Genomic DNA, 24,096 nt, shown 5'->3' on the forward strand with positions numbered 1-24,096 from the left:
CCTTAACGGTAGGTCACAGCGCGCGCGGCGTCGATCACTTCTTTCGTCGTCACAAGCGCGAGCTTTTCAAGGTTGGCGGCATAGGGCATGGGCACGTCCTTGCCGGTCAGGTTGATCACCGGGGCGTCCAGATAATCGAAGGCGCGTTCCATGATGGTCGCCGAGATGTGGTTGCCGATCGAACAAACCGGCCAGCCTTCTTCCACCGTGATGCAGCGGTTGGTTTTCATGACCGAGTTCAGCACCGTGTCATAGTCCAACGGACGCAGGGTGCGCAGGTCGATCACCTCGGCGGAAATGCCGTCTTCGGCCAGCGCGTCGGCAGCCTCCAACGCGTATTTCATGCCGATGCCGAAGCTGACAATGGTAAGGTCATTGCCTTCACGCCAGATACGCGCCTTGCCGAAGGGCACGGTGTAATCGTCCATCACCGGCACATCGAAGCTCTGCCCATAGAGCAGCTCGTTCTCCAGAAATACGACCGGGTTTTCATCGCGGATCGCGGTTTTCAGCAGACCTTTGGCATCCGCCGCCGAATAGGGCATCGCCACATGCAGACCGGGGATTTGCGCATACCATGCAGCGTAATCCTGGCTGTGCTGGGCAGCCACACGGGCCGCGGCGCCGTTGGCACCACGGAACACGATGGGGCAGGACATCTGGCCGCCGGACATATACCGAGTCTTCGCCGCGGTGTTGATGATGTGGTCAATCGCCTGCATGGCGAAGTTGAAAGTCATGAATTCGACAATCGGTTTCAGACCGCCCATCGCCGCACCGGTTGCCAGCCCGGTAAAGCCGTGTTCGGTGATCGGCGTGTCGATCACGCGCTTGGCGCCGAACTCGTCCAGCAGGCCTTGGCTGATCTTGTAGGCGCCCTGATACTCGGCAACTTCCTCGCCCATCAGGAACACGGTGTCATCGGCACGCATTTCCTCGGCCATCGCGTCGCGCAACGCCTCGCGCACCGTGGTCGCGCGCATCTCGGTGCCCTCGGGAATGTCCGTTTCGGGAGGCACGACCGGGGTGATCGGCTGGGCGGCGGCTTTGGCCTCGTCCGGCGCGTCGGCGGTATCGGGCGCATCGGTGTCCGGTTGCGAGGCGGCCGGGGACGCAATGTCATCGGCGCTTTCGCCTTCCTCGATCAGAACCGCAATCGGCGTGTTCACCTTCACGCCCTCAGTGCCTTCCTCGACCAGGATCTTGCCGATGATCCCCTCATCAACGGCTTCGAATTCCATCGTTGCCTTGTCGGTTTCGATCTCGGCGATGATGTCGCCCGAGGCAACCTCATCGCCCTCTTTCACAAGCCATTTCGCCAGCGTTCCCTCTTCCATCGTGGGGGACAGGGCGGGCATCAGTACTTCGGTTGCCATGGATTAATGCTCCGTATTCAAGGATTTGATAAGGCCGACGACATTTCCCTGTCCGTCCTCGACATAGGCACAGCGTCCGACGCCGGGATAATCCTGCGGCGGCAGCGCCTCGGCACCGCCATGCGCAAGCGCCCAGGCATAGCGGTCGTCACAATCGTCGACGTCGAAGGTCACTGTGCAGCCCCGGATCGGTGCGCCCTTCTCGGGGCTGTCGCCCATTCGGCGCATCAACCCGCCGGTCACGGCTTTTCCCATGCCGATATCGTGCCCTTCGATCAGGTGATAAGCGATCTCTTCGCCGCCCTCCATCGGGTGGAACGTCCAGCCGAACAATCCGGCATAGAACGCCTTGGCGGCAGCAATATCATGTGCGTGGATCTCGATATGTGGCATCAGGCATGGACCCCCGATTGTGCATCCTCGGCATAGATGTCGGTCCACAGCTCTTCCAGCGCGGGCTCCGGGCTGTTTTTCGAGAACTCGGCGGCGTCGTTCACGATGCCCTTGATCTCTTTGTCGATGGATTTCAACTCGTCCTCGGACGCGTGTTTGCCCTGCAACAGCAACTCGCGCACATGTTCGATTGCGTCGCGTTCTTCGCGGACCTTCTGAACCTCTTCGCGGGTGCGGTACTTCGCCGGATCGGACATCGAATGGCCACGGTAGCGGTAGGTTTTCATCTCAAGAATATATGGCCCGTTGCCTGACCGGCAGTGTTCGGTCGCACGCAGACCGGCTTCTTTGACTGCCAATACGTCCATCCCGTCGACCGCCTCGCCGGGAATGCCGAAGGCTTCGCCACGCGTATAGATGTCGGGGGTCGAACTGGACCGCTGCAAGGATGTGCCCATGGCATACTGGTTGTTTTCAACCACATAGATCACCGGCAGCTGCCAGAGCGATGCCATGTTGAAACTTTCATAGACCTGACCTTGGTTGGCCGCGCCATCCCCGAAATAGGTAAAAGTCACGCCGCCGTTTTCAAGGTATTTGTCGGCAAACGCCAACCCGGTGCCAATCGGCACCTGCGCGCCCACGATGCCGTGGCCGCCATAGAAGTGCTTTTCGGTCGAAAACATATGCATCGACCCGCCCTTACCCTTGGAATACCCCCCTTCGCGGCCCGTCAACTCGGCCATCACACCTTTGGGGTCCATCCCGCAGGCCAGCATGTGACCGTGGTCGCGATACGAGGTCAGACGCTTGTCGCCGTCTTTCGCAGCGGCCTCAAGCCCAACTACCACGGCTTCCTGACCGATATAGAGGTGACAGAACCCGCCGATCAGACCCATGCCATAAAGCTGGCCGGCCTTCTCCTCGAATCGACGGATCAGCAGCATCTCGCGATAGAAGCCAAGCAGCTCTTCCTTCGATGTGTTTGATTTTGCGGATTTTTTCGGGGCGCTTTTCCGGGCGGCCATATGGCGTCCTCCTCCTGGCGTCGGCTGATGCGAAGCGGTAGTTTAGTATTAAACTATCTTATACAGAAAATACGCTTTCAGGTCGATAAAAACTTGACGCCACGACAGGTTGACAGGATTGCGTCATGCGCATGGACAGGTATGCACATCTGCAAAAGGTCAATGTGTGATGTTGGCAGAGAGAAGGGGCAGCGTACTCGCGCGCCGTCAGCGCAGGACAACCTCGTCCGCGCGCACCATGCCCAGCACGGACCGGGCCTGTTCGTCCAGCAGGTCGAGGTCCAGATAATCGTCCGACAGGCGGCGGGTCTTGTTGGACAACGCGGCAATCTCGGCCGAGAGCGCATCCCGCTCTTTCAAAAGCGATTGCGTCTCAGCCTCGATCTGCACGCGACGAAAAAGGCCAAAGTCGCCCTGCACACTGGCAAAGGTGAAATACAGGCCAAGCCCCACGATCACCACGAAGTAGATCGCCCCACCAAAACCAGCTTGTGCACGAGGTGCGCCCATAGGTGTCCCGTCTGTATGTACTGCCTCTTGCCCATCTCTTTTCGGATGGTGCACCGGCACTATGGCACAGGCGATTCGCCTTGTGAATCCCAAATCGAATCACCAGATGCTTTTTTTGTGGACGGGCAGGGAAGCCGACTACCGGCACAGGGACCGGCCGTTTGGATCAACCTTCCGGATGGCGATCGTGTGTCAGCGTCCGTTGGAATGCAGCCAGCAGCGCCCGATTGTTCCTGACATGCCGTTTCACCAGTGTTCTGACGCGCGCGCCACGGGTCAATGGCCGCGATGGTGTTTGCGACAGCGCGGGCATCCCAAGACCGCCTTGTGGGCACAAAAGCCGCAACTCCTCTTGCGCATCATCTGACAGGGCGGTCATGGCGCCGGGTCCCAAATAAAGACTTTCTGCCGCAATCCCGTTTGCGTTCAGAATTTGGTGTTTGTCCAACAGGACGTGATAATAGAAAAAGCCTGTGTCCGGATGGTGCACCCGGATGCCCTCGCACCCCGTCAAATCCTTTGCAGCGGCCAATATCTGTTCTGCGCCGAACATGCGTCGGGCGATTTTCCCTTCAATCAGAATGCGATGCTGACGCGAGATCAATAGCGGCGTGGAGGGTTGGTTTTCACCCAAACCATTGGCGCTTATCGCAATTGGCAACAGATGCGGGTCAGCGTGCAGATCGGCTAGCGTGACGCGCCGGGCGAAAATCCAGCGAATGGGCTGCCAGCCATCATCCATCGTGTTGACAAGGTCGCCCGCGCGCAATGCCGCGATCGGGGTGAAGCCTTGCGGGGTCTCAAGCAGGGTGCCGGAGGCAAAACAGACGATGTCCGTTCCGGGTGTTGGGGTCAAAGAGTTGTTAAATCCCGCCGAGGTCCGCTGGATCGAAAACCCGTCCTGATCGTTTCCCCAATCCTCGGTTGTCCCGGATTGCGTGGCGGTGCTGGAAAACCCGGAATATCCCGAGCCGTTAACAGGGTCGTCGACCGAGTCGCCGTTGTAGATCGCCTGAATATATTCGTCATTGTTGGGGTCATAGACGACAATATTGTCGCCGTTGTTGCTGAACACACCGCTGCCGTAATTCGCGTCGAAAGCCAGATTGTCACCGGTCACAGCAGGCAAGCTGCCGCCGCTTTGGACATTGCGCACCACCACTGCGACTGCGCCGGGCTCCAGGATGGTGCCGGGTGGAAACGTGAACCAATTGTCGCGTACACGGTCCCAGAGCTCAAGTCCGGATATGTCGATCGCGACGTCAGAGGTGTTGATCAGCTCAATGAACTCATCTGCACCGCGCGCAACGCCATTGCCGTCTGTGTCAAAATCATTCGCGCCATTGGGGTCAACCAGAACTTCGTTGATCGCGATGCCGCCAAGAAGGGTGCTGGCCATGAGGCGCGCCTTTCAACTTGTTAACTTATGTAAACTGATCTGTATTCAGTATGCAGGATTTCAAGCAAAAGGCAAAATCCCGGGGTGCGGCGCTTGTCATAGCCAACCCGACACAAAACGCCCGCAGCGTGCGCTACGGGCGTCAGGTTCGTGCAAGACCGGGATCAGCCCGCGATCGACGCCTGATAGATGCTGTCGATCGTATCCGCGATGGTGGCGTTGAACTCTTCGTCCGATTGCTGCGCGGACAGCCCTTCGGTCAGCGCGCGCGAGAAGCTGGCGATCATACCGGTGTTCTGGCTGAGACGGGCGTTGGCTTCGGCCCGGCTGTAACCACCCGACAGCGCCACCACGGCGGCCACGCGTGGATGATCCACCAGCGCCTTGTAATGGTTCGGCGTCTCGGGCAGGGTCAGTTTCAGCATCACGGTCTGATCGTCCGACAGGGCATCCAGTTGCGATTGCAGCGCGACCAGCAACAGGTCTTCCGCTGCCGCCTTGTCTGGGATCGAGATGTTGATCTCGGGCTCGATGATCGGCACCAGCCCGTGCGCCATGATCTGTCTCGCAACCTCAAACTGCTGCGCCACATTGGCGTTGATGCCGTCTGCATTCGCCGCGTTGATGACCGAGCGCATCTTGGTGCCGAACACGCCTGCTTTCACGGCGCGGTCGCACAGCGCATCGAGATCGGGCATCGGTTTCATCAGTTGCACGCCGTTCTCTTCATCCGCCAGCCCCTTGTCGACCTTCAGAAACGGCACGACACCGCGGTCTTCCCACATATAGGTCGCGGTGGGTTTCCCGGCGATCTCGCGATCCATGGTCATTTCGAACAGGATCGCGCCAATCACCTTGTCACCATTGAAGGCCGGCGCCTGTGCGATCCGTGCGCGCATGGCGTGGATCAGGTCGAACATCTCGGCCTCGCTCGAATAGGCGTCTTCCTCGATCCCATAAAGGCGCAGCGCCTTCGGGGTCGAGCCGCCCGACTGGTCAAGTGCGGCGATGAAGCCCTGTTTGGCTTTGATCTTATCCATTTGTGCTTGGTTTGGCATGTCGGTCCTGTCTGGAACTGGTGAGTTTCCCTTGTTCTAGGCGACAGGCCCGGCCCTTGCAATTGTGCTGGCGCTAACGACGGCAAGAAGACCCTGCGCAAGGGGTGGAAGGAACAGTGGGGGCAAGACGGATGAAACGGTCGTGGGTCTTGCCCCCTGTCCGGGCGCGGGGGAAATCCGTCGGGCGGGAACGCAGCCAGACACGCGCCACAGCATGGGTCACTTGGTCAGGATCAGTTTGCCCGCCCGTGTGATCGTCAGCGTATAGACCATGTCGTTCAGCACGATCTGCGCCTTCTTTCCATATCCGGTCAGGTCCAGCGCATCATGTTTGGGCGGAGGCGTCTGGCGGGCCGTGTCAAACACCGAGGCGGGCAGGGGGGCGGTCATGGTCTGTCTCCTTCAAAGCAGGTCACGATCCAGGTGGCCAACGATGTCAGGCCGGTCAGGATGGACAGCGGGTGTGGGATATCGGTTCTGGCCAGTTGTGGGCCTTCGCAGGGAATTGTCATTGTCGCGCTCCTGTCGGGGGGCAAAATTTGCCCCTGTTTCTCCGGCTGGTCGCTTGGGCAACTGGCTGATGCTCATAACCTACTAAAACACTCAGGAACTCGTCAAGTAGCGAAATCAGATAAAAGAAAACCCCGCTACCGTCACCGGTGCGGGGATTTTTATTGCGGAAAATGAATGGGTTAGTCAGAAAGCGCCGCCACACCGGGCAGCGTCTTGCCCTCCATCCATTCCAGAAATGCACCACCTGCGGTCGAGATATAGGTGAAATCCTCGGCCGCATCCGCCTTGTTCAACGCCGCCACCGTGTCGCCGCCACCGGCAACCGACACGAGCTTTCCCGCCGCTGACAGTTCGGCGGCTTTCTTTGCAGCGGCATTGGTGGCCGCGTCAAACGGCTCGATTTCGAACGCACCCAGCGGGCCGTTCCAGATCAGGGTCTTGGCTGCTTCGAATATCTCACAGATGCGGGCCACCGTGTCCGGTCCGGCATCCAGAATCATCGCATCTGCAGGGCAGGCATCGGCGGCAACCGTTTCGTGCGCTGCACCCGCCGCAAACTCGCGCGCCACAACCACATCCGAAGGCAGGACGATCTCGCATCCTTCGTCGTCGGCCTTGGCCAGAATCTCGCGCGCGGTGTCGGCCATGTCATGTTCGGCCAGTGATTTGCCCACATCAATCCCCTGTGCGGCCAGGAAGGTGTTTGCCATGCCGCCGCCAATGATCAACTGGTTCACGCGGTCCACCAGATTGCCCAGCAGATCCAGCTTGGTCGACACCTTGGCCCCGCCCACGACCGCCACCAGCGGGCGTTCGGGATCGCCCAATGCCGCCTCAAGGGCAGAGAGTTCTGCCTGCATCAGTCGCCCGGCACAGGATGGCAACAGATGCGCCAGGGCTTCGGTCGAGGCATGCGCCCGATGCGCTGCTGAAAACGCATCGTTGCAATAGATGTTGCCAAGGGCCGCCAGCGAGGCCGCGAACAACCCGTCATTCCTGGTCTCGCCCTCATGAAATCGCGTGTTCTCCAACAGCAGAACTTCTCCGCTCTGCAACGCCGCAACCGCTTTTTTGGCAGGACCACCAATGCAGTCCTCGGCGAATTTTACCGGGTGTCCCAACGCAGCTTCCAACGCCGGTTGCACCACCGACAGTGACATCTCCGGCACGCGCTGCCCCTTGGGCCGCCCGAAATGGGCCAGCAGAACCGGTTTGCCACCTGCCGCCAGAATATCGCGCAATGTGGGCAGGATACGCTGGATGCGGGTGTCGTCGGTGACTTTTCCATCCTCGACCGGCACGTTGATATCCACGCGCGTCAGCACAACCTTGCCGTTCAGATCCATATCGTCGAGTGTTTTCCAGGCCATCCGTCCCTCCATCAGCTTGTGGCAAGTTGCACATCAAAAGCGGGTCGGGGTCAACGGGGTTGGTGAGGAAAATGCACCCGTCGCCTCTTTCATCTTGCCCCGCAGACGCATAGGTTGGCCCGCGAAGAAAGACCCAACAGACGAACCGGAAGGAGGCCAAGATGGCCGAATACAAAGACCCCGAAAACACCATCCTGATGGAGCTGAAAGGCGGCACCGTGGTGATCGAGCTTCTGCCCGATGTGGCCCCCAAACACAGCGAACGGATGAAGGAACTGGCGCGCGCCGGTGAATATGACGGCGTGGTCTTTCACCGCGTGATCGACGGCTTCATGGCCCAGACTGGCGATGTGGCCAATGGCAAAGACCCGATGTCGCTGCGTCGCGCGGGCACGGGCGGTTCGTCGCTGCCGGATTTGCCGGCCGAGTTTTCGAAACTGCCCCATGACCGTGGCACGCTGGGCGCGGCACGCTCGCAAAACCCCAACTCGGCCAACAGCCAGTTCTTCATCAATTTCAAGGATAACCACTTCCTGAACGGGCAATATACGGTCTATGGCCGCGTCACCTCGGGGATGGAGCATGTGGATGCCATCACGCGTGGCGAGCCGCCGGCAAATCCCGATGTGATGATCTCGGTCAAGGTGGCGGCAGATGTCTGAGACGCACCCGACACGTGACAAGATGACCTTCTGGATCGCGTTTCTGGCCGGGGTCGCCATTGTCGTGGGCTATGCAATCTACACGCTCTGGCCGCGCGAACCGGCGCCTGCCGACCTGTCCGCGCTTGGCGATGCACCGAAACTGGAGCTGTCCATCGCCGGGCAGGGACAGGGCAAGGTGGTGATCACCCTGCGCCCGGATCTGGCCCCGCAACATGTGGAACGGATTGTCACCCTGGCGCGCGAAGGTGCCTATGATGACGTGGTGTTTCACAGGGTGATCGACGGGTTCATGGCGCAAACGGGCGATGTTGAGTTCGGCAAGGCCGATGGCAATGGCGGACGCGCCGGGATGGGCGGCTCCAGCTATCCCGACCTGCCCGCCGAGTTCTCGGACGAACCCTTCGTCGAAGGGGTCGTGGGCATGGCCCGCGCGCAGAACCCGAATTCGGCGAACAGCCAGTTCTTCATCATGTTCGCTCCCGGCCCCTTTCTGGACGGCAAATACACGGTCGTCGGGCATGTCACCGAAGGGATGGACGTGGTGCACGCCATCAAGCGCGGTGACGGCCCCAATGGCGCCGTCACCAGTCAGCCTGACGTGATCACCGAAGCGCGCGTGGCCGACTAGGCCGCGCACGTTTGCTCAAACCCCTGTGAAGGGGGCTATGGGGCCTCGTCTTTCTCTGTCACGATCACATCGGACAGCCAGGAAAGAGAGGCCCCATGCGTATCCTCCTTACATTGATCGCCATCACGCTCGGTCTGTGGGTGCACGAGGTGCGGGCCGAACCCACCGACTGGGCGTCTGAATTTCCCAAAACGGATTTTGGCGAAACCTCGGTGCAAAACTGGTCCGAGATCCTCTCCGGCGGTCCCGGGCGCGATGGCATCCCCGCGCTCAGCGATCCAACCTTCATCAAGGTTGCGGATGAAACCCGCCTGGGCGCGCGCGAACCCGTGCTGACGGTTGAACTGACCGGAACCAAACCGCGCGCCTATCCCCTGCGCTACCTGACATGGCACGAGATCGTGAATGACCGCGTGGGCGGGGTGCCGATTGCCGTTACCTTCTGCCCCTTGTGCAACTCGGGCATGGTGTTTGATCGTCGCGTGGCAGGGCAGACCCTGAGCTTCGGCGTGACCGGCAAACTTCGCAACTCGGACATGGTGATGTATGACCACCAGACCGAAAGCTGGTGGCAGCAGGCGATCGGCGAAGGGATCGTCGGGCAGCACACGGGCGTGCAGTTGAAACAGCTTCCCGCCTGGATGGAAAGCTGGGCCGAATTTGCCGCGCGCAACCCGCAAGGCCTGGTGATGAACCAGCCCAAAGCGCGCCGCCCCTATGGGCAAAACCCCTACGCGGGCTATGACAGCCGCAACCGCCCCTATCCGTTCTTCACAGGCGAAAACCCACCTCACGGAGTGCCCGCCCTGGCCCGCGTTCTGCGCGTGGGGGACCGCGCATGGCCGGTGTCACGTCTGGCCAAGGCGGGCGAGATCCGCGAGGCCGGGCTGACCATCCGCTGGGCCGCGGGTCAGGCTTCGGCGCTCGACACGGCGCAGATTGCCAAGGGGCGCGACGTGGGCACGATCCGGGTTAAGGACGCAAAGGGGCGCGATGTGCCCCATGATGTGCTCTTCGCCTTTGCGTTCCACGCCTTCTGGCCGGACGGAAAATGGATGATGGGCAACTGATCCAGCAGTTTCTTCTGGCCAGAAATATCCTGGGGTGAGGCCGCATGGCCGAGGGGCAACGCCCCTTTACCCGTTGCCGCCGCGCGTGAACATCGCGGCATCTTCCGCGGCCCGCCGGATTGCTTTGGACTTGTTCACCGTCTCTTCATATTCCGCCTCAGGGTCGCTGTCATAGACGACGCCCCCCCCGGCCTGAATATAGAGCGTCTCGTCCTTCACCACGGCGGTGCGCAGGGCGATGCACATATCCATGTCGCCACCTGCGCTGAAATAGCCAACCCCACCACCATAAACGCCGCGTTTTTCGGGCTCCAACTCGTCGATGATCTCCATTGCGCGGACCTTTGGCGCACCCGACACAGTGCCCGCAGGCATCCCGGCGAAAAACGCCGACAGCGCATCCTGATCCTCGTGCAGTTCGCCCACCACATTCGACACGATATGCATCACGTGGCTGTAGCGTTCGATGATGAACTCCTCGGTCGGGCGCACCGTGCCGATTTTGGCCACGCGCCCCACATCGTTGCGTCCCAGATCCAACAGCATCAGATGTTCGGCCAGCTCTTTCTGATCAGCCATCAGATCGGCCTCATAGGCCTTGTCTTCCTCAGGCGTGGCACCGCGCGGACGGGTGCCAGCAATCGGGCGGATCGTCACCTCGCGGTCAAAAACGCGCACAAGGATTTCAGGCGATGCGCCCACCACCTGGAAGCCGCCGAAGTTGAAATAGAACATGAAGGGCGACGGGTTGGTGCGCCGCAGGCTGCGATAAAGCGCGAAGGGGGGCAGGGGGAAGTTCTGGGTCCAGCGTTGGCTGGGCACCACCTGAAAAATATCACCTGCGCGGATGTAGTCTTTCGCCTTTTCCACCGCCGCCAGATAGTCGGGCTTTGCAAAGTTTGACACCAATGGTCCCAATGCGCGTGCCTCGCCCAGATTGCGCGTTTCGGCCGGGGCAGCGCGCTCCAGATCGCGCAGCGCATCCATCACCCGTTCTGCCGCTTGCGCATAGGCCGCCTTGGCGCTCAGACCACTGTCGACAAAGGCTGGCGACACCAAAGTCACGTCCCCCTTCACCCCGTCCAGCACGGCCACGACCGACGGCCGCATCATCATCGCGTCCGGCAACCCCAGCGGATCCGGGTTCACATCGGGCAAGTGCTCGACCAGACGGATCATGTCATAACCCAGATAACCGAACAGACCCGCCGATGCCGCCGGCAGGTCGGCAGGCAGGTCGATCCGGCTTTCCGCCAACACGTTGCGGAGCGCGTCCAGCGGGTCGCCCGCCATATCCTCGAACGCCTCGGCGTCGAACCGCGCCTGCCGGTTGATCCGCGCCCGATCGCCCCGGCATTCCCAAATCAGATCGGGTTTCATCCCCACGATGGAATAGCGCCCGCGCACCTCTCCACCCGTCACACTTTCCAGCATGAAACTGTCGCGCCGCGCCTCGGTCAGTTTCAGCATCAGGCTCACCGGGGTGTCCAGATCGGCCGCAAGCCGCGTGTACACGACCTGATTTCGCCCAGCTTCCCAACCGGCTTCGAAATCCTCGAACGAGGGGGTCAGAGCCATCACATGTCCTTTCCGGTCCTGTCAGCGGGTCGGGTTACTGAAACTGCGCATTCACGGCGTTGATCACCGCGCGGTTTAGCTCGATCCCGGCGCGGGCCTGAACGGCGCGGGCAAAGGCGTTTTCGATGTCCAGCGCGATTTCCTGCGCGGTGCCGGCGGCAAAGCTGGCCTTCAATTCACGCGCCTCGTCACTGTCCTGATCGGCAGGCTGAACGGCATCCAGCCGCACCAGTATCACGCGGTCCTCAGCCTCAAGCACCTGCCAATCCCCCGGCGCCATGTCAAAGACGGCAGCCATGAAGCCCGGCGGTGTGCCTTCGACAAAGGCTTCGCGCGTCAGGCCTTCCTCGACCACTTCGGTCAGCCCAAGCGACGACAGGGTGGCCTCGCCTTCCAATTCAGGGATCAGCGCGCGCGCCTGTTCGGCCAACAGCTCCAGCCGCTTTTCAGCCTCCCACCCCGCGCGCACGGCGTCGGCCACTTCCGCCTGGTCTTGCAGGCGCGGGGCCTGAAGCTCATCCAGCCGCATCGCAAAGACACCGCCATCTTCCAACAGGGTGATTTCGGGGAAATCATCGGTGGTGACCGCCTGGGCGGCCTCGCGGAACGCATCATAGGCGGCAATTCCGTCGCTGTTGCCAGCGGTCCAGCGCAACGTATCAAGGCGCATGTTGTGACTTTTTGCGATTTCTTCGATGGTGGCCCCCCCGGCCATCTGGTCATCAAGCTCGGTCACCATGTCGCCGATCATGCGGCGCGCCGCATCGGCGGCCAACTCGCCATGCAGTTCTTCGCGCGCCTCTTCAAAACTGGTTTCGCGCGCCTCAAGGATGGCGTTCATGCGATAGATCGCCGGGCCAAGATCGCTGTCATGCGGTCCGGTCACATCACCGGGTTCGGTCAGCGCGAACACTGCTTCCCCCGCAGCCCCCAACTCGTCCTGTGACACATCGCCCAGATCAACGTCTGAAAGCTGCAGGTTGCGCCCGGTCACCAAACCTTCGAAGGTCTGATTGCCGGTGGCAAGCGCGTCCATCGCGGCCTCGGCCTCGTCGTTGCTGTTGAAGACCAGACGTTCGACCATCCGGCGTTCTGGGACAAGGTACTCCGAAGCGCGTTCGTCATAGAGCGCGCGGATCTGCGCCTCTTCCACCTCGATGGTCGGAATGACATCCTCCGGGTTCATCCACGCATAGGTGATGACCTTGGTTTCCGGCAGGGTGAAGTCCTGCGGATGCGCTTCATAATAGGCGGTCAACTCGTCATCGGTCGGGGCCGGCACCTCCGTCTCCAACTGGTCCATCGGAAGCGCGGCCCAGGTGAAATCCCGCGCCTCGCGGGCATAGGCATAGAGTGTGTCGACATACACAGGCTGCGTCGCCACCCCGTTCACCACGGCGGCCTGCAAGATCTGGCGGCTGACCTCATCGCGCAGACTTTGCTCAAACTCTGACGCGGTCAGGCCTGATTGCTCCAGCGCAAAGGTATAGCCTTCGCGGTCGAACTTGCCATCAACCCCCTTGAAGGCTGGAATGTCGACGATCCGGTCGCGCAATTGCGCATCCCCCACAGAAATGCCCATCCGCGCGGTTTCATCTTCCAGCGCCGCAGTGGCAATCACGCGCGCCAGCACCTGCTGATCCAGCCCGAACCCCTTCGCCATCTCCATCGTCAGGCGCTGCCCGGTTTCCGCCTGAAATGCATTCATCTCGGATTGCAGCTCGCGCAGATACCGGTTGGCGTCCACCTCGGTGTCACCCACGGTCGCAATCGACCGAACCGAGCCGCCAAAATTGGTCGAGCCAAACCCCACGAGCCCCACCATCACCAGACCCATCAGGATCCAGCCAAACGTGCGGGATGCTTTGCCGGTTGCCATGCGTGTGTTCCTTTTACCACCTGTTTGCAAGGGTTGTAGGTGAGCCAGCCGGGAATGCCAATATCTGTTGATGCATCGGATGGCGAGCCCCATCAGGGACGGACTGTCGCCAGCCGTTTCAACACCTCGGCAATTCCCGTTTCATCACTATTGGCGTAGGCAATGCGCAGGTGCGATGCGCCCGCCGCGTCGCCCTCCGGGGTAAACATGGTGCCCGGCAGGGCAAGCACGGCGCACTGATCCACCAAGGCCCGCGCCAGTTCGTCCGAGGGCAGATCAAACGGATGCTGCACATAGGCAAAATAAGCGCCACACCCCCTGAGCCGCCACCCCCGTTCGGCAAGGGGCGCAAATCCCGAACGCATCGCGTCGCCCCGTGCCAGGATCTTCCGCCGCTCCCCCTCCAGCCAGTCGCCCAGATTGCGCAACCCCCACAGCGCGGCGTGCTGGCCCAGCTGAGCAGGGCAGATGGTGACCGTGTCGATGAACTTCTCGACCTCGCTCAGCCGAGCAGGCGATGTTGCCATCGCACCCACCCGATGTCCCGTCAAACGAAACGACTTCGAAAAACTGTAAAGATGAATGACCGTGTCATCCCATTGCGGATCGCCAAACAGGTCATGCGGCGCGCCGGGGCGGGAATGGAAATCGCGATAGGTCTCGTCGATGATCAATGCGATCCCATGGCGGCGGGCCAGATCGCCAAAAGCCGCAATCACCGTGGGCGGATATTCGACCCCGGTCGGGTTGTTGGGCGTGACCAGAACGATGGCACGGGTGCGCGCGGTGATCAGGGCTGCGGCATCCCCGGCATCAGGCACAAGATCATCCCCACAGGTCAAGGGAACGGTCGCAATCCCGTTCATGTCCAGCCACATCTTGTGATTGAAATACCAGGGCACCGGCAAAATGACCTCGTCCCCCGGTCCGGCCAGTGTGGCGATCGCCGCGCAAAACGCCTGATTGCAGCCTGACGTGATCGCGATGTTTTTCGCGCTGACATGGCCCTGATAATGGCGCGCGATGCTGTCGGCCAATTCGGACCTCAGCGCTGGCAACCCCAGGTCAGGGCCATAAAGATGCACAAGATCCTGCTGCAAAACCGCCTTGGCCATGGCCTGCCGCATCTGGTCGGGCGGCGGATCAACAGGCGCGGCCTGGCTCACATTGATCAGCGGTCGATCCGCACCAAACACCTTGCCCGCGATCCAACGACGCGCCTCCATCACCGGAGGGGCCATTGTGGCGGCAAGACGCGGGTTGTTCGAAGTCATGGCACAGCAATCCTGTCTTTTTGCGCCAGCCTAACGGCCCCCTTCACGAACGGCAATTCTCCAGGACCACCCCCTGACGATTTGCGTGCTTCTTCTGGCCTCAAATATCCCGGGGGAGGTTCAAATCCACGATTTGGACCGTAGGGGCAGCGCCCCTCAGGCTCACAACGTGAGCCACCTCCCGTCAACCCCGACACGTGCAGAGGTCGGGCTCAGGTCAATTCAGGCTGAAATAGGTGTTTGCCACCCGTGCAAACCGCGCGACATCCAGCAACACGCCCTTGATCACGTCCTCCATCCCCGCAACGGCCAGCTTCCGCCCCTTGCCGTATTCGGAGGCATATTCGAAAACGCTGTCACAGGCTCTGTCCAGAAAAATTAGGTCGTTGGTTGGATCTTCATATTTAACCGAGCAGGATCGCAGCGAACGTCCAGATACCTTTTCCGCAATGAAGCTAAGTGTTGCCCCCCCTTTTTTAGCGCCGTTGTTGACGAAAATCTTGAACACGCGGTGGTTCTGTTTCAGGGCCTCGGATTGCTCCGGATTGCCCATGAGGGTACTGCTCGTGGCGGCATTGGCGATCTCCTGCAACAGCTCCCGATTTTCGCGCATGATCTTTGCATCCGGCACCAGCGCCAGTTTCGGTTCCGGATTGTGGGACTTGATCAGGCTTGCCGCCTCGAAACTCGCCGCGGCACGGGGCAGGAAATAGGCATAGACGCGGGTTTCGAAATCGGTCAGGGGGCGGTTCTGAAACTCCCGATCCGCGAAGGTCCTGATCCGGTCGGCTGTTCCATCACAGTCGAAGTCAATGATCTTGTTTGGAAAATCATCCTCGGCATCCGACAGCCAGATCAGGAACTGACAGATCTCCTTGTCGACATTGTAGGTGAAAGAAAAGATCGCCTTGCTCCAGTATTCCACCCGGATCGTGCGCCATCCGCCTTCCTCGGCGAAGGCGGGCGCAGCGCGCGCAGCGGCATAGGTGCGCAAGAACGGCTCGCTGGTGCGGTCCTGGGCGGTGGCGATCCCGGCAAAGGCATACGCCGCCAGCGCCACCGCAACTGCCCATGCCCAACGGGCTGTGACCGTTTCGAACGTCGACATTTCGCTCCCCCCGGAACTGAATGGGGGCAGAATATCACAGTTGCGCGAAATCAGAAAATCGCTCCGCAACCTGATGGGTGTGTTCTTGGGCGCCGCGTGAGCTTATGCGTGGGACAGGTCGACCCGTATCAGAGCCGACGGCGTCCGGGTCAGCCCGCCAACACCACCAGCGCGTGGCGCTTCTTGCCTGCCGAGAGCTTCATCGGCTGATCCAGATCGTTCGCAACAACCATCCGGCCGGGATCTGTCAGGGCTTCGTCGTTCACCTTTGCCCCGTTTTCCGAGATCAGACGTTTCGCATCCTTGCCGGATTTGGCCAGTCCGGATTTGACGAACAATTGCACGATCGACATCCCGTCGCCCAGATCACCGGCACTCAGCGTCAGGGTTGGCAAGTCGTCGCCTGCACCTCCTTTTTCGAACACTTCGCGCGCGGTGGCTTCGGCAGCCTTGGCAGCCTCCGCACCGTGCAAAAGGGTTGTCACCTCGTTGGCCAGAATGATCTTGGCCTCGTTGATCTCGGCCCCTTCCAGCGCGCCCAGACGGTCGCATTCCTCGACCGGCAATTCGGTAAAGATTTTCAGGAACTTGCCGGTATCGGCATCGGTCGTGTTGCGCCAGAATTGCCAGAATTCGTACGGGCTGAGCATATCGCCATTCAGCCAGATCGCGCCGCCCTGGCTTTTGCCCATCTTGCGCCCGTCCGAGGTGGTCAGAAGCGGAGTCGTCAGGCCGAAGACCTCGGTTTCGGCCACTCGGCGCGTCAGATCGACACCGTTGACGATATTGCCCCATTGGTCCGATCCACCCATCTGCAACAGGCAGCCATAGCGGCGGTTCAGCTCAAGAAAATCATAGGCTTGCAGGATCATGTAGTTGAATTCGAGGAACGACAGCGATTGTTCGCGGTCCAGCCGCGACTTCACGCTTTCGAACGACAACATCCGGTTGACCGAGAAATGCCGCCCAATGTCACGCAGGAAATCGAGGTAATTCAGTCCGTCGAGCCACTGGGCGTTGTTCAGCATGATCGCATCGCTGGCCCCGTCGCCATAGCGCAGGAACCTGGCGAACACCTGCTGCATGCCCGCGATGTTGGCCTCGATCTGTTCAGGGCCCAAAAGCGGGCGCTCGTCCGACCGGAACGAGGGATCGCCCACCTTGGTGGTGCCGCCACCCATCAGGGTGATCGGCTTGTGGCCGCATTTTTGCAACCACCTCAGCACCATGATGTTCATCAGATGCCCCACATGCAGCGACTGCGCCGTCGCGTCATAACCGATATAGGCGGACACCACCCCCGCGTTCAGCGCATCGTCCAGCGCCTGATAGTCGGTGCAATCGGCCAGAAAGCCGCGCTCGATCATCACACGCATGAAGTCGGATTTCGGGTGGTAGGTCATGTTCTTTTGGTCCATCCTGATCTTTGAACCTTCCGTATAGACGCGGGGCGGGAAAAGGAAAAGAGCGTGTTGAAAGCCATCGACAAGACCAGGGCCGACGGGGCATTGCGGGCCCGCTTGCAGCAAGGGCCGGTCTGGGCCCTGGGGTGCATGTCAGGCACATCACTGGATGGGGTGGACGCCGCCCTGATCGAAACCGATGGCGATGTGATCGTGGGGTTCGGTCCGACCGTATTTCGCCCCTTTTCCGCGGCGCAACGCAAAACCCTGCGGCGTGCTTTGGGCAAATGGCAGGATGCACCAGAAATCCCCGCCGCCGCGCAGATTGTCGAAACCGTGCATCATGCGGCCATTGCCGAGCTGATGCAGACCGACCCGGCCCCGGAGCTTCTGGGTTTTCACGGCCAGACCTTTGCCCATGACCCGCGCGGGCGGGGCACCCATCAGGCGGGCGACGGACAGGCGCTGTCGCAGGCGCTGAACCTGCCGGTGGTCTGGGATTTTCGCAGCGCGGATGTGGGTTTGGGGGGCGAAGGTGCGCCACTTGCACCGTTCTTTCACCATGCCTGCGCGCGGTTCATCGGGGCTGACGCGCCCTTGGTTTTTCTGAATTTGGGGGGCGTTGGCAATGTCACATGGGTCGACCCACGGGTTGCGCGGCCGGATGCGGACGGGGCCTGCCTGGCCTTCGACACCGGCCCGGCCAATGCGCCGCTGGACGACCTGATGCAAGCCCGGCGCGATGCTGCCCGGGACGAGGGGGGGAAACTGGCCGCCTCGGGTGTGGCAGATGACGCGATGGTCGACAGGTTCCTGACCCATCCCTATTTCCATCGTATACCGCCCAAATCGCTCGACCGTGACGATTTTCCTGACCTTCCGGGATTGGTTTCAGATCTGTCCGATGCCGATGCCCTGCGCAGCCTGACCGCCTGTGCTGCGGCTGCTGTTGCACGCGGTCTGGAGCATTGCCCGTCACCGCCCACACAGGTGCTGGTCACGGGCGGCGGACGCCACAATCAAGCCCTGATGGGTGAGCTTCGGGCGCGGCTTTCCGTCCCGGTCCGGGACATCGACGCCACCGGACTGAATGGCGACATGCTGGAGGCGCAGGCATTTGCCTATCTTGCGGTGCGCGTCGCGCGGGGGATGACAACCTCGGCCCCCGGTACGACAGGCGTTGCCGCGCCGGTGGGTGGGGGGCAGGTTTCGACCCCAAAGGCGCCATGACGCCGCAGCGTCAGGTGCGCGCGATGGTCGCCTTTTCGGCATAGAAGGCCAGATGATCCTTCAACGCGGCCAGTTTTTCGACCGGCGCGTCATACATGTAACCCGCATCCTCGATCACGGTCGATTTGGTCTGGATCGAGAAATGCCGCGCCTCGCCACGATACGGGCAGGTGGTGATCGTGTCGCTTTTGTCCAGAAACGCCATCGCCACGTCGCCCTTCGGGAAATAGATCACCGGCGCGCGGTTGCCTTCGACCACCTCAAGCGCCGATTTGCTTTCCCCCAACACCGCGCCCCCGGCGCGAACAGTCCATTTCCCTTCGGCGGGGCGGATCTTGATTTGGTCAGCCATGGTCATCCTCGTGTTGCGGGTTCCGTGCGCGGAACAATATCAGAAAAAAAGTGACGGTCGCGTGTCAAATAGGCGCACAGGCCGCTTTGAGCCAGCGCAACGCAGCGTCACCCAGAAGCGGCGACAGTTTTTCAACGCAGGTGGCGTGATAGTCGTTCAGCCACGCCCGTTCTTCGCCCGACAACATATCGGGAAGGATCAGGTCACGATCAAGGGGGACAAAGGTCAGAGTCTCGAGGGACAGCATGTCGCGATCGGCATCGCCGCCATCGGGGCAGGTGGCCTTTTGCACGACGATCAGGTTTTCCAGACGGATGCCAAACGCGCCTTCGCGATAATAGCCCGGTTCGTTCGACAAGATCATCCCGGGCAGCAACTCGATATCCGAGATAGAGTTGAACCGTTGTGGCCCTTCGTGCACCGACAGATATGCCCCGACACCATGCCCGGTGCCGTGGTTGAAATCCTGATGGGCCGCAAACAAGGGATAGCGCGCGATCGGGTCCAGATCGCGACCGGTGCGCCCCTTGGGAAAATAGATACGCGACAAAGCAATCATGCCTTGCAACACACGCGTGTAGCAGCGTTTTTCCTCGTCCCCGACATGGCCGACCCGCAAGGTGCGGGTGATGTCCGTGGTGCCGTCGCGATATTGCCCGCCGCTGTCCAGAACCACCAGATCGCCGGGGGCAAGGGTGCGGTTCGTGTCATGCGTCACGCGATAGTGCATGATCGCCCCGTTCGGTCCGGCGCCCGCGATGGTCTCGAACGAAATGTCCAACAGCGCATTTGATGCGCGGCGCTTGTCTTCCAGTGTCGTGACCAGGTCAATCTCGGTCAGGGTGGTTTTCTCTGCGGCGTCATACCAGGTCAAGAACTCGACCACGGCGGCGGCATCGCGAAGATGCGCCGTGCGCGCGCCCCGAAGTTCGGTCGGGTTCTTTTGTGCCTTGGGCAGAATGGCGGGATCGCTGTCCCAATCCACCGCAATGCCCGCCTTGTCCAACAGCTGCGATACCGCCAGCGGAGCGGTGGCTTTATCCACCCGGACCGGGCCATCAAGTGTTTTCAGATAATCGGCGAAATCCTTGACCGGATGCAGCGTGACATCTTTGTCCAACGCAGCCTCGATCTGGCGCCCCTCGGTGGTGAAAAACGCCACCGCAGCATCGTCGCCCAGAACGGCAAAGCCCTGCACGACCGGAATGCGGGGCAGATCGTCGCCGCGGATGTTCAGCATCCATGCAATGCTGTCGGACAAGGTCATCACGCAGGATTTCTGCCCTGCCGACAACAGCATATCCGCCAGTTCAGAGCGTTTGGCCGCACTCGACATGCCCGCAAACTCAACAGGTTGCTCGATGATCTTGCCATTGGGGGCAGGGGGACGATCCTCCCATATCCGGTCAACCAGATTGTCAGTTGGCACAAGCGTGACCTTGGTGCCTGACAGCGCCTTTTCGATGGTCTCGATCTCGCCTTTCGTGTGCAGCCACGGATCAAAGCCGATCTTGGCGGCCTTTCCCGCAAGTGTGTCCTTCAACCACGGGCCGGGCAGGGTTTCGGGCCAGTGGACCGGTGTAAACGCCTCCATGTCAGCCTGCGCACGCACCTGGGTGCGATACCGCCCATCCACGAAAATCCCGGCGTGGTCCTTTAACGCAATGCAGAACCCGGCAGAGCCCGTGAACCCGGTCAACCACGCCAGACGCGCATCACAGGGGGCGACATATTCGCCTTGATGCGCATCCGCACGCGGCACGATGAACCCGTCCAGCCCTTTCATCGCCATCGCCCGGCGCAGCCGCGCCAGCCGGACAGGGCCATGCGAGGGGTCGGCGGTCGTGTCGAAGGATTGGAACATGGTGTTCTCCGGTGTCTAAAGGTGTCGGGTAAAGCCGCGCGCCACAAGTAGGCGCAGGGTGCGCGCAACATGCCGTGAAACGTGGGCCGAGGGAAGGGGGTCAGCTGACCTTCTTTATGCCCAGAAGACGCGCCCGCGCACGGGGATCACTGTCAAACAGAGACGCCAGTTGTTCTGTCATCGCACCGGCCAGTTGTTCGACATCGGTGATCGTCACAGCGCGGTCGTAATAGCGTGTCACATCATGGCCGATGCCGATCGCCAACAGCTCGACCTGCTTGCGTTTTTCGACCATGGCGATCACGTCGCGCAGGTGTTTTTCCAGATAATTCGCGGGGTTAACCGACAAAGTTGAATCGTCCACCGGCGCCCCGTCAGAAATCACCATCAGGATCTTGCGCTGCTCGGGTCGGGCCGCGATCCGCCGATGCGCCCATTCCAGCGCCTCGCCGTCGATATTTTCCTTCAGAAGCCCCTCTTTCATCATCAGGCCCAGATTGTCGCGCGTCCGCCGCATCGGCGCGTCGGCCTTCTTGTAGATGATGTGGCGCAGATCGTTTAGACGGCCGGGTTGCTGCGGACGTCCATCGGCCAGCCACTTCTCGCGCGCCAGCCCGCCTTTCCAGGCGCGGGTCGTGAAGCCCAACACCTCGACCTTCACCTGGCAACGTTCCAGCGTCCGCGCCAGAACATCGGCACAGATCGCCGCAATGGAAATCGGACGGCCCCGCATCGACCCGGAATTGTCCAGAAGCAGTGTCACCACCGTGTCGCGGAACTCGGTGTCCTTTTCCATCTTGAACGACAAGGGGGTCGTGGGGTTGGCGACGACGCGCGCCAGACGGCCCGCATCCAGAATGCCCTCCTCCAGATCAAATAACCACGAGCGGTTCTGCTGCGCCTGAAGCCGCCGTTGCAACTTGTTCGCCAGACGGCTGACCGCGCCTTTCAACGGCTCCAACTGCTGATCCAGATAGGCGCGCAGGCGTTCCAACTCAGCCGGTTCCGCCAGATCCTCGGCCATGATCTCTTCGTCATGTTCGTTGCTGTAAACCAGATAATCCGGATCCGCTTCCGACGCGGGCGGCGGGGCGGGCGGTTCAAGCGGGGCATCGGCCTCGGGCATTTCCGCCTCGTCGCTCATCTCGTCCTCGGCCATGTCGTCCAGCGTCACCTGCGCTTCGGACTGGTCCATCTGCTCGTCCTGCGACCGTTCGGGGTCGGCCTCGGCCTCTTCATCGTCCTGCGATTGTTCGTTTTGCTGATCGTCCTCGGTCTGATCCTCGTCCGGCTCGGCGTCATCCTCGGCCTGGTCATCCTCACTGTCCGGGTCGTCACCGAGTTGATCACCATAGCCCAGATCTTCGATGATCTGGCGGGCAAAGCGGGCAAACGCCGTCTGGTCGCCCAGTTTTTCGCCCAGATCATCCAGATGATCGCCTGCCTGACCTTCGATGAAGTCGCGCCACAGGTTCATCACATTGGCCGCAGCAGGGGGCATATCGCGCCCCGTCGCCAAATGGCGCATGAGGTATCCGGCCGCCGTCGCAAGCGGAGCATCTGCAGCAGCGGTGAGTTGGTCAAAACCCGCCCGCATCGCGTCGCTTTCGATTTTGGCGTCGATATTGCCCGCCGTGCCGGGCATGTCGCGTGCACCCATCGCCTCGCAGCGGGCGGTCTCCATCGCCTCGTAAATCTCGCGCGCCATGCCGCTGGCAGGGGCATATTTCGCGTGGGTCGCTTCGTTGTGATAGCGCAGCTTCATCGCATAGGCATCCGCCGTGCCCCGCGCCAGCAACACCTCGTCCTTTGTCATCCGCCGCGTGACCTGCGGCAGCCGCATCGCGTCCTTCGTCACCCCAGACGGGTCCACGGTGAAGCTGACCGACAGCTCCGGCTCGTCGGCAAGCGTCTTCGTCGCTTCAGCCAGCGCTTTCTTGAATGGATCAGCAGGGTTGTCGGATGGTTTGTTCATGACTTCAAAAGTCCAAATCCTGTGTCAACGGGTATCTCGCAGCTAATTTTTTGCATCCGTCCACAAATTCTTCAAATCGAACAGAGCTGGAGGTTTTATTTAATATGAAGCTTTCAATAACCTCGCTAGGTACAGGTCTTGAGATTTCCGCCTCCACTATGTCGGCAACTTCAGGACGCATTTTAATATACAAAGCTTGAAACGCCTTGGAGTATTTTAATGCCTGCACATGCGGAATTTGTTCTTGCTTGTCGTATTCGCTCCAGATCTTGAAAAAGCGGGAACATCGAATGGCTGCGGTTTTATCTCCCCCTTCGTCCTTTGGGAAAAACTCCTTGTTATTTGCTGCGTCCGCATAGGGATCAGGTTCGCAGCCAACTGCGGCGAAAGCCACAACTAATGCTACGCAAACCAGTTTAACCAAGGCTCATGCTCACAGCACTCTCCGGCAATTCCTCGTCAAAACAACGCTGATAGAACTCGGCCACGGTCTGGCGTTCCAGCTCGTCACATTTGTTCAGGAAGGACAGGCGGAACGCATACCCGACCGAGCGGAAGATATGCGCGTTCTGCGCCCAGTTGATTACCGTGCGCGGGCTCATCACCGTGGACAGATCGCCATTCATGAACGCGGTGCGGGTCAGGTCGGCCACCGTCACCATCTGGCTGACGGTCTTGCGCCCATGCTCGGTGTTCAGGAACGGGTTCTTCGCCAGCACGATGTTGGTCTCGGCATCATGCGACAGATAGTTCAACGTGGCGACCAGCGACCAGCGGTCCATCTGCGCCTGGTTGATCTGCTGCACCCCGTGATACAGCCCGGTCGTGTCGCCCAGACCCACGGTGTTCGCGGTGGCAAACAGGCGGAAAGACGGGTGGGGGGTGATGACCTCGTTTTGATCCAGAAGGGTCAGCTTGCCGTCATGCTCCAGCACGCGCTGGATGACGAACATCACATCTGCGCGGCCCGCGTCATATTCGTCGAACACAATCGCGGTCGGGTTGCGCAAGGCCCAGGGCAGGATACCTTCCTGAAACTCGGTCACCTGCTTGCCGTCTTTCAGCTTGATCGCATCCTTGCCGATCAGGTCAATCCGGCTGATGTGGCTGTCAAGGTTCACCCGGACCGCAGGCCAGTTCAGACGCGCGGCCACCTGTTCGATATGGGTCGATTTCCCCGTGCCGTGATAGCCCTGGATCATCACGCGACGGTTGTGCGAAAACCCTGCAAGGATCGCCAACGTCGTGTCGGGATCAAACTTGTAGGTCGTGTCGATTTCCGGCACGCGGCTGGTGCGGTCGGCAAACGCCTTGACATGCATGTCGCTGTCGATCCCGAACACCTCACGGACCGAGATTTCTTCGGTGGGTTTTGCATTCATATCCTGTGTGCCGTCAGCCATCTGCGTAGTTCCTTCTGCCT

The 24,096-nt window shown here is 60.7% G+C and carries 23 protein-coding genes; 4 read left to right on the forward strand and 19 right to left on the reverse strand.

Going from position 1 to position 24,096, the window contains the following annotated elements:
* Positions 1-2: 2 nt before the first annotated feature.
* From MUY21_RS07310 to MUY21_RS07345, 9 genes are all read right to left on the reverse strand, one after another.
* The gene (locus tag MUY21_RS07310) at positions 3-1,376 is read right to left on the reverse strand and encodes a pyruvate dehydrogenase complex E1 component subunit beta (protein WP_248409670.1); all 1,374 of its coding nucleotides are present in this window, start codon (positions 1,374-1,376) and stop codon (positions 3-5) included.
* A 3-nt stretch (positions 1,377-1,379) separates the two neighbouring features.
* Positions 1,380-1,769, reverse strand: a complete 390-nt coding sequence (locus MUY21_RS07315) for a VOC family protein (protein WP_248409671.1) — start codon at positions 1,767-1,769, stop codon at positions 1,380-1,382.
* Complete coding sequence (gene pdhA, locus MUY21_RS07320; protein WP_248409672.1) at positions 1,769-2,797, reverse strand: pyruvate dehydrogenase (acetyl-transferring) E1 component subunit alpha; 1,029 nt, start codon at positions 2,795-2,797, stop codon at positions 1,769-1,771. The genes MUY21_RS07315 and pdhA overlap by 1 nt, the downstream gene beginning before the upstream one ends.
* Positions 2,798-3,004: 207 nt before the next feature.
* A complete protein-coding gene (locus tag MUY21_RS07325) occupies positions 3,005-3,307 on the reverse strand; it encodes a septum formation initiator family protein (RefSeq protein ID WP_191284645.1) in 303 nt (100 codons plus the stop codon).
* A gap of 166 nt (positions 3,308-3,473) precedes the next feature.
* Positions 3,474-4,706 (reverse strand): Hint domain-containing protein, encoded by a 1,233-nt coding sequence (locus tag MUY21_RS07330; RefSeq protein ID WP_248409673.1) that lies wholly within the window; start codon positions 4,704-4,706, stop codon positions 3,474-3,476.
* Between the two features lie 164 nt (positions 4,707-4,870).
* Positions 4,871-5,746 (reverse strand): fructose bisphosphate aldolase, encoded by an 876-nt coding sequence (locus MUY21_RS07335; protein ID WP_248409674.1) that lies wholly within the window; start codon positions 5,744-5,746, stop codon positions 4,871-4,873.
* Between the two features lie 237 nt (positions 5,747-5,983).
* On the reverse strand, positions 5,984-6,154 hold the full coding sequence (gene hemP / locus MUY21_RS07340) for a hemin uptake protein HemP (RefSeq protein ID WP_191284642.1): 171 nt from the start codon (positions 6,152-6,154) through the stop codon (positions 5,984-5,986).
* The gene (locus MUY21_RS16075) at positions 6,151-6,276 is read right to left on the reverse strand and encodes a hypothetical protein (RefSeq protein ID WP_282568984.1); all 126 of its coding nucleotides are present in this window, start codon (positions 6,274-6,276) and stop codon (positions 6,151-6,153) included. The genes hemP and MUY21_RS16075 overlap by 4 nt, the downstream gene beginning before the upstream one ends.
* Before the next feature lie 180 nt (positions 6,277-6,456).
* Positions 6,457-7,647, reverse strand: coding sequence for a phosphoglycerate kinase (locus tag MUY21_RS07345; protein ID WP_248409675.1), 1,191 nt, complete (start codon positions 7,645-7,647; stop codon positions 6,457-6,459).
* A gap of 161 nt (positions 7,648-7,808) precedes the next feature.
* On the opposite strand from MUY21_RS07345, the gene MUY21_RS07350 reads away from it, so the two are divergent.
* The 3 genes from MUY21_RS07350 to MUY21_RS07360 all read left to right on the forward strand — a co-directional run bounded on the left by MUY21_RS07350 (position 7,809) and on the right by MUY21_RS07360 (position 10,010).
* Entirely contained in the window at positions 7,809-8,309 is a 501-nt protein-coding gene (locus MUY21_RS07350) for a peptidylprolyl isomerase (RefSeq protein ID WP_248409676.1), read from the forward strand.
* Complete coding sequence (locus MUY21_RS07355; protein ID WP_248409677.1) at positions 8,302-8,940, forward strand: peptidylprolyl isomerase; 639 nt, start codon at positions 8,302-8,304, stop codon at positions 8,938-8,940. The genes MUY21_RS07350 and MUY21_RS07355 overlap by 8 nt, the downstream gene beginning before the upstream one ends.
* 95 nt (positions 8,941-9,035) lie before the next feature.
* Entirely contained in the window at positions 9,036-10,010 is a 975-nt protein-coding gene (locus MUY21_RS07360) for a DUF3179 domain-containing protein (protein WP_248409678.1), read from the forward strand.
* A gap of 66 nt (positions 10,011-10,076) precedes the next feature.
* On the opposite strand, the gene trpE is transcribed toward MUY21_RS07360, so the two are convergent.
* The 5 genes from trpE to tyrS form a co-directional block, all read right to left on the reverse strand.
* The gene (gene trpE, locus MUY21_RS07365) at positions 10,077-11,588 is read right to left on the reverse strand and encodes an anthranilate synthase component I (protein ID WP_248409679.1); all 1,512 of its coding nucleotides are present in this window, start codon (positions 11,586-11,588) and stop codon (positions 10,077-10,079) included.
* A gap of 34 nt (positions 11,589-11,622) precedes the next feature.
* Positions 11,623-13,467 carry a SurA N-terminal domain-containing protein gene (locus tag MUY21_RS07370; RefSeq protein ID WP_248409680.1) on the reverse strand — a complete coding sequence of 615 codons (1,845 nt, stop codon included), beginning with the start codon at positions 13,465-13,467 and terminating at the stop codon, positions 11,623-11,625.
* Positions 13,468-13,559: 92 nt separating this feature from the next.
* The gene (locus MUY21_RS07375; RefSeq protein WP_248409681.1) at positions 13,560-14,741 is read right to left on the reverse strand and encodes an aminotransferase; all 1,182 of its coding nucleotides are present in this window, start codon (positions 14,739-14,741) and stop codon (positions 13,560-13,562) included.
* 217 nt (positions 14,742-14,958) lie between these two features.
* Complete coding sequence (locus MUY21_RS07380; RefSeq protein WP_248409682.1) at positions 14,959-15,849, reverse strand: hypothetical protein; 891 nt, start codon at positions 15,847-15,849, stop codon at positions 14,959-14,961.
* A 149-nt stretch (positions 15,850-15,998) separates the two neighbouring features.
* The gene (gene tyrS, locus MUY21_RS07385) at positions 15,999-17,252 is read right to left on the reverse strand and encodes a tyrosine--tRNA ligase (RefSeq protein ID WP_248409683.1); all 1,254 of its coding nucleotides are present in this window, start codon (positions 17,250-17,252) and stop codon (positions 15,999-16,001) included.
* A 66-nt stretch (positions 17,253-17,318) separates the two neighbouring features.
* On the opposite strand from tyrS, the gene MUY21_RS07390 reads away from it, so the two are divergent.
* The gene (locus MUY21_RS07390) at positions 17,319-18,482 is read left to right on the forward strand and encodes an anhydro-N-acetylmuramic acid kinase (protein ID WP_348984583.1); all 1,164 of its coding nucleotides are present in this window, start codon (positions 17,319-17,321) and stop codon (positions 18,480-18,482) included.
* Positions 18,483-18,492: 10 nt separating this feature from the next.
* Here the strand turns inward: MUY21_RS07390 and MUY21_RS07395 are convergent, their stop codons facing one another.
* From MUY21_RS07395 to cobS, 5 genes are all read right to left on the reverse strand, one after another.
* Complete coding sequence (locus MUY21_RS07395) at positions 18,493-18,834, reverse strand: DUF427 domain-containing protein (protein WP_248409684.1); 342 nt, start codon at positions 18,832-18,834, stop codon at positions 18,493-18,495.
* Between the two features lie 64 nt (positions 18,835-18,898).
* Positions 18,899-20,698, reverse strand: coding sequence for an aminopeptidase P family protein (locus tag MUY21_RS07400; protein ID WP_248409685.1), 1,800 nt, complete (start codon positions 20,696-20,698; stop codon positions 18,899-18,901).
* A gap of 100 nt (positions 20,699-20,798) precedes the next feature.
* Entirely contained in the window at positions 20,799-22,673 is a 1,875-nt protein-coding gene (gene cobT, locus MUY21_RS07405) for a cobaltochelatase subunit CobT (protein WP_248409686.1), read from the reverse strand.
* 4 nt (positions 22,674-22,677) lie between these two features.
* Complete coding sequence (locus MUY21_RS07410) at positions 22,678-23,097, reverse strand: hypothetical protein (protein ID WP_248409687.1); 420 nt, start codon at positions 23,095-23,097, stop codon at positions 22,678-22,680.
* Positions 23,090-24,076, reverse strand: a complete 987-nt coding sequence (gene cobS / locus MUY21_RS07415; RefSeq protein WP_248409688.1) for a cobaltochelatase subunit CobS — start codon at positions 24,074-24,076, stop codon at positions 23,090-23,092. The genes MUY21_RS07410 and cobS overlap by 8 nt, the downstream gene beginning before the upstream one ends.
* Positions 24,077-24,096: the final 20 nt, after the last annotated feature.

This window comes from Aliiroseovarius sp. S2029 (assembly GCF_023195575.1).
GTDB lineage: Bacteria > Pseudomonadota > Alphaproteobacteria > Rhodobacterales > Rhodobacteraceae > Aliiroseovarius > Aliiroseovarius zhejiangensis.

Coding starts and splice junctions, on each gene's coding strand:
- MUY21_RS07310 (WP_248409670.1), bottom strand. CDS start 1,376: ATGGCAACCGAAGTACTGATGCCCGCCCTGTCCCCCACGATGGAAGAG.
- MUY21_RS07315 (WP_248409671.1), bottom strand. CDS start 1,769: ATGCCACATATCGAGATCCACGCACATGATATTGCTGCCGCCAAGGCG.
- pdhA (WP_248409672.1), bottom strand. CDS start 2,797: ATGGCCGCCCGGAAAAGCGCCCCGAAAAAATCCGCAAAATCAAACACA.
- MUY21_RS07325 (WP_191284645.1), bottom strand. CDS start 3,307: ATGGGCGCACCTCGTGCACAAGCTGGTTTTGGTGGGGCGATCTACTTC.
- MUY21_RS07330 (WP_248409673.1), bottom strand. CDS start 4,706: ATGGCCAGCACCCTTCTTGGCGGCATCGCGATCAACGAAGTTCTGGTT.
- MUY21_RS07335 (WP_248409674.1), bottom strand. CDS start 5,746: ATGGATAAGATCAAAGCCAAACAGGGCTTCATCGCCGCACTTGACCAG.
- hemP (WP_191284642.1), bottom strand. CDS start 6,154: ATGACCGCCCCCCTGCCCGCCTCGGTGTTTGACACGGCCCGCCAGACG.
- MUY21_RS16075 (WP_282568984.1), bottom strand. CDS start 6,276: ATGACAATTCCCTGCGAAGGCCCACAACTGGCCAGAACCGATATCCCA.
- MUY21_RS07345 (WP_248409675.1), bottom strand. CDS start 7,647: ATGGCCTGGAAAACACTCGACGATATGGATCTGAACGGCAAGGTTGTG.
- MUY21_RS07350 (WP_248409676.1), top strand. CDS start 7,809: ATGGCCGAATACAAAGACCCCGAAAACACCATCCTGATGGAGCTGAAA.
- MUY21_RS07355 (WP_248409677.1), top strand. CDS start 8,302: ATGTCTGAGACGCACCCGACACGTGACAAGATGACCTTCTGGATCGCG.
- MUY21_RS07360 (WP_248409678.1), top strand. CDS start 9,036: ATGCGTATCCTCCTTACATTGATCGCCATCACGCTCGGTCTGTGGGTG.
- trpE (WP_248409679.1), bottom strand. CDS start 11,588: ATGGCTCTGACCCCCTCGTTCGAGGATTTCGAAGCCGGTTGGGAAGCT.
- MUY21_RS07370 (WP_248409680.1), bottom strand. CDS start 13,467: ATGGCAACCGGCAAAGCATCCCGCACGTTTGGCTGGATCCTGATGGGT.
- MUY21_RS07375 (WP_248409681.1), bottom strand. CDS start 14,741: ATGACTTCGAACAACCCGCGTCTTGCCGCCACAATGGCCCCTCCGGTG.
- MUY21_RS07380 (WP_248409682.1), bottom strand. CDS start 15,849: ATGTCGACGTTCGAAACGGTCACAGCCCGTTGGGCATGGGCAGTTGCG.
- tyrS (WP_248409683.1), bottom strand. CDS start 17,252: ATGACCTACCACCCGAAATCCGACTTCATGCGTGTGATGATCGAGCGC.
- MUY21_RS07395 (WP_248409684.1), bottom strand. CDS start 18,834: ATGGCTGACCAAATCAAGATCCGCCCCGCCGAAGGGAAATGGACTGTT.
- MUY21_RS07400 (WP_248409685.1), bottom strand. CDS start 20,698: ATGTTCCAATCCTTCGACACGACCGCCGACCCCTCGCATGGCCCTGTC.
- cobT (WP_248409686.1), bottom strand. CDS start 22,673: ATGAACAAACCATCCGACAACCCTGCTGATCCATTCAAGAAAGCGCTG.
- cobS (WP_248409688.1), bottom strand. CDS start 24,076: ATGGCTGACGGCACACAGGATATGAATGCAAAACCCACCGAAGAAATC.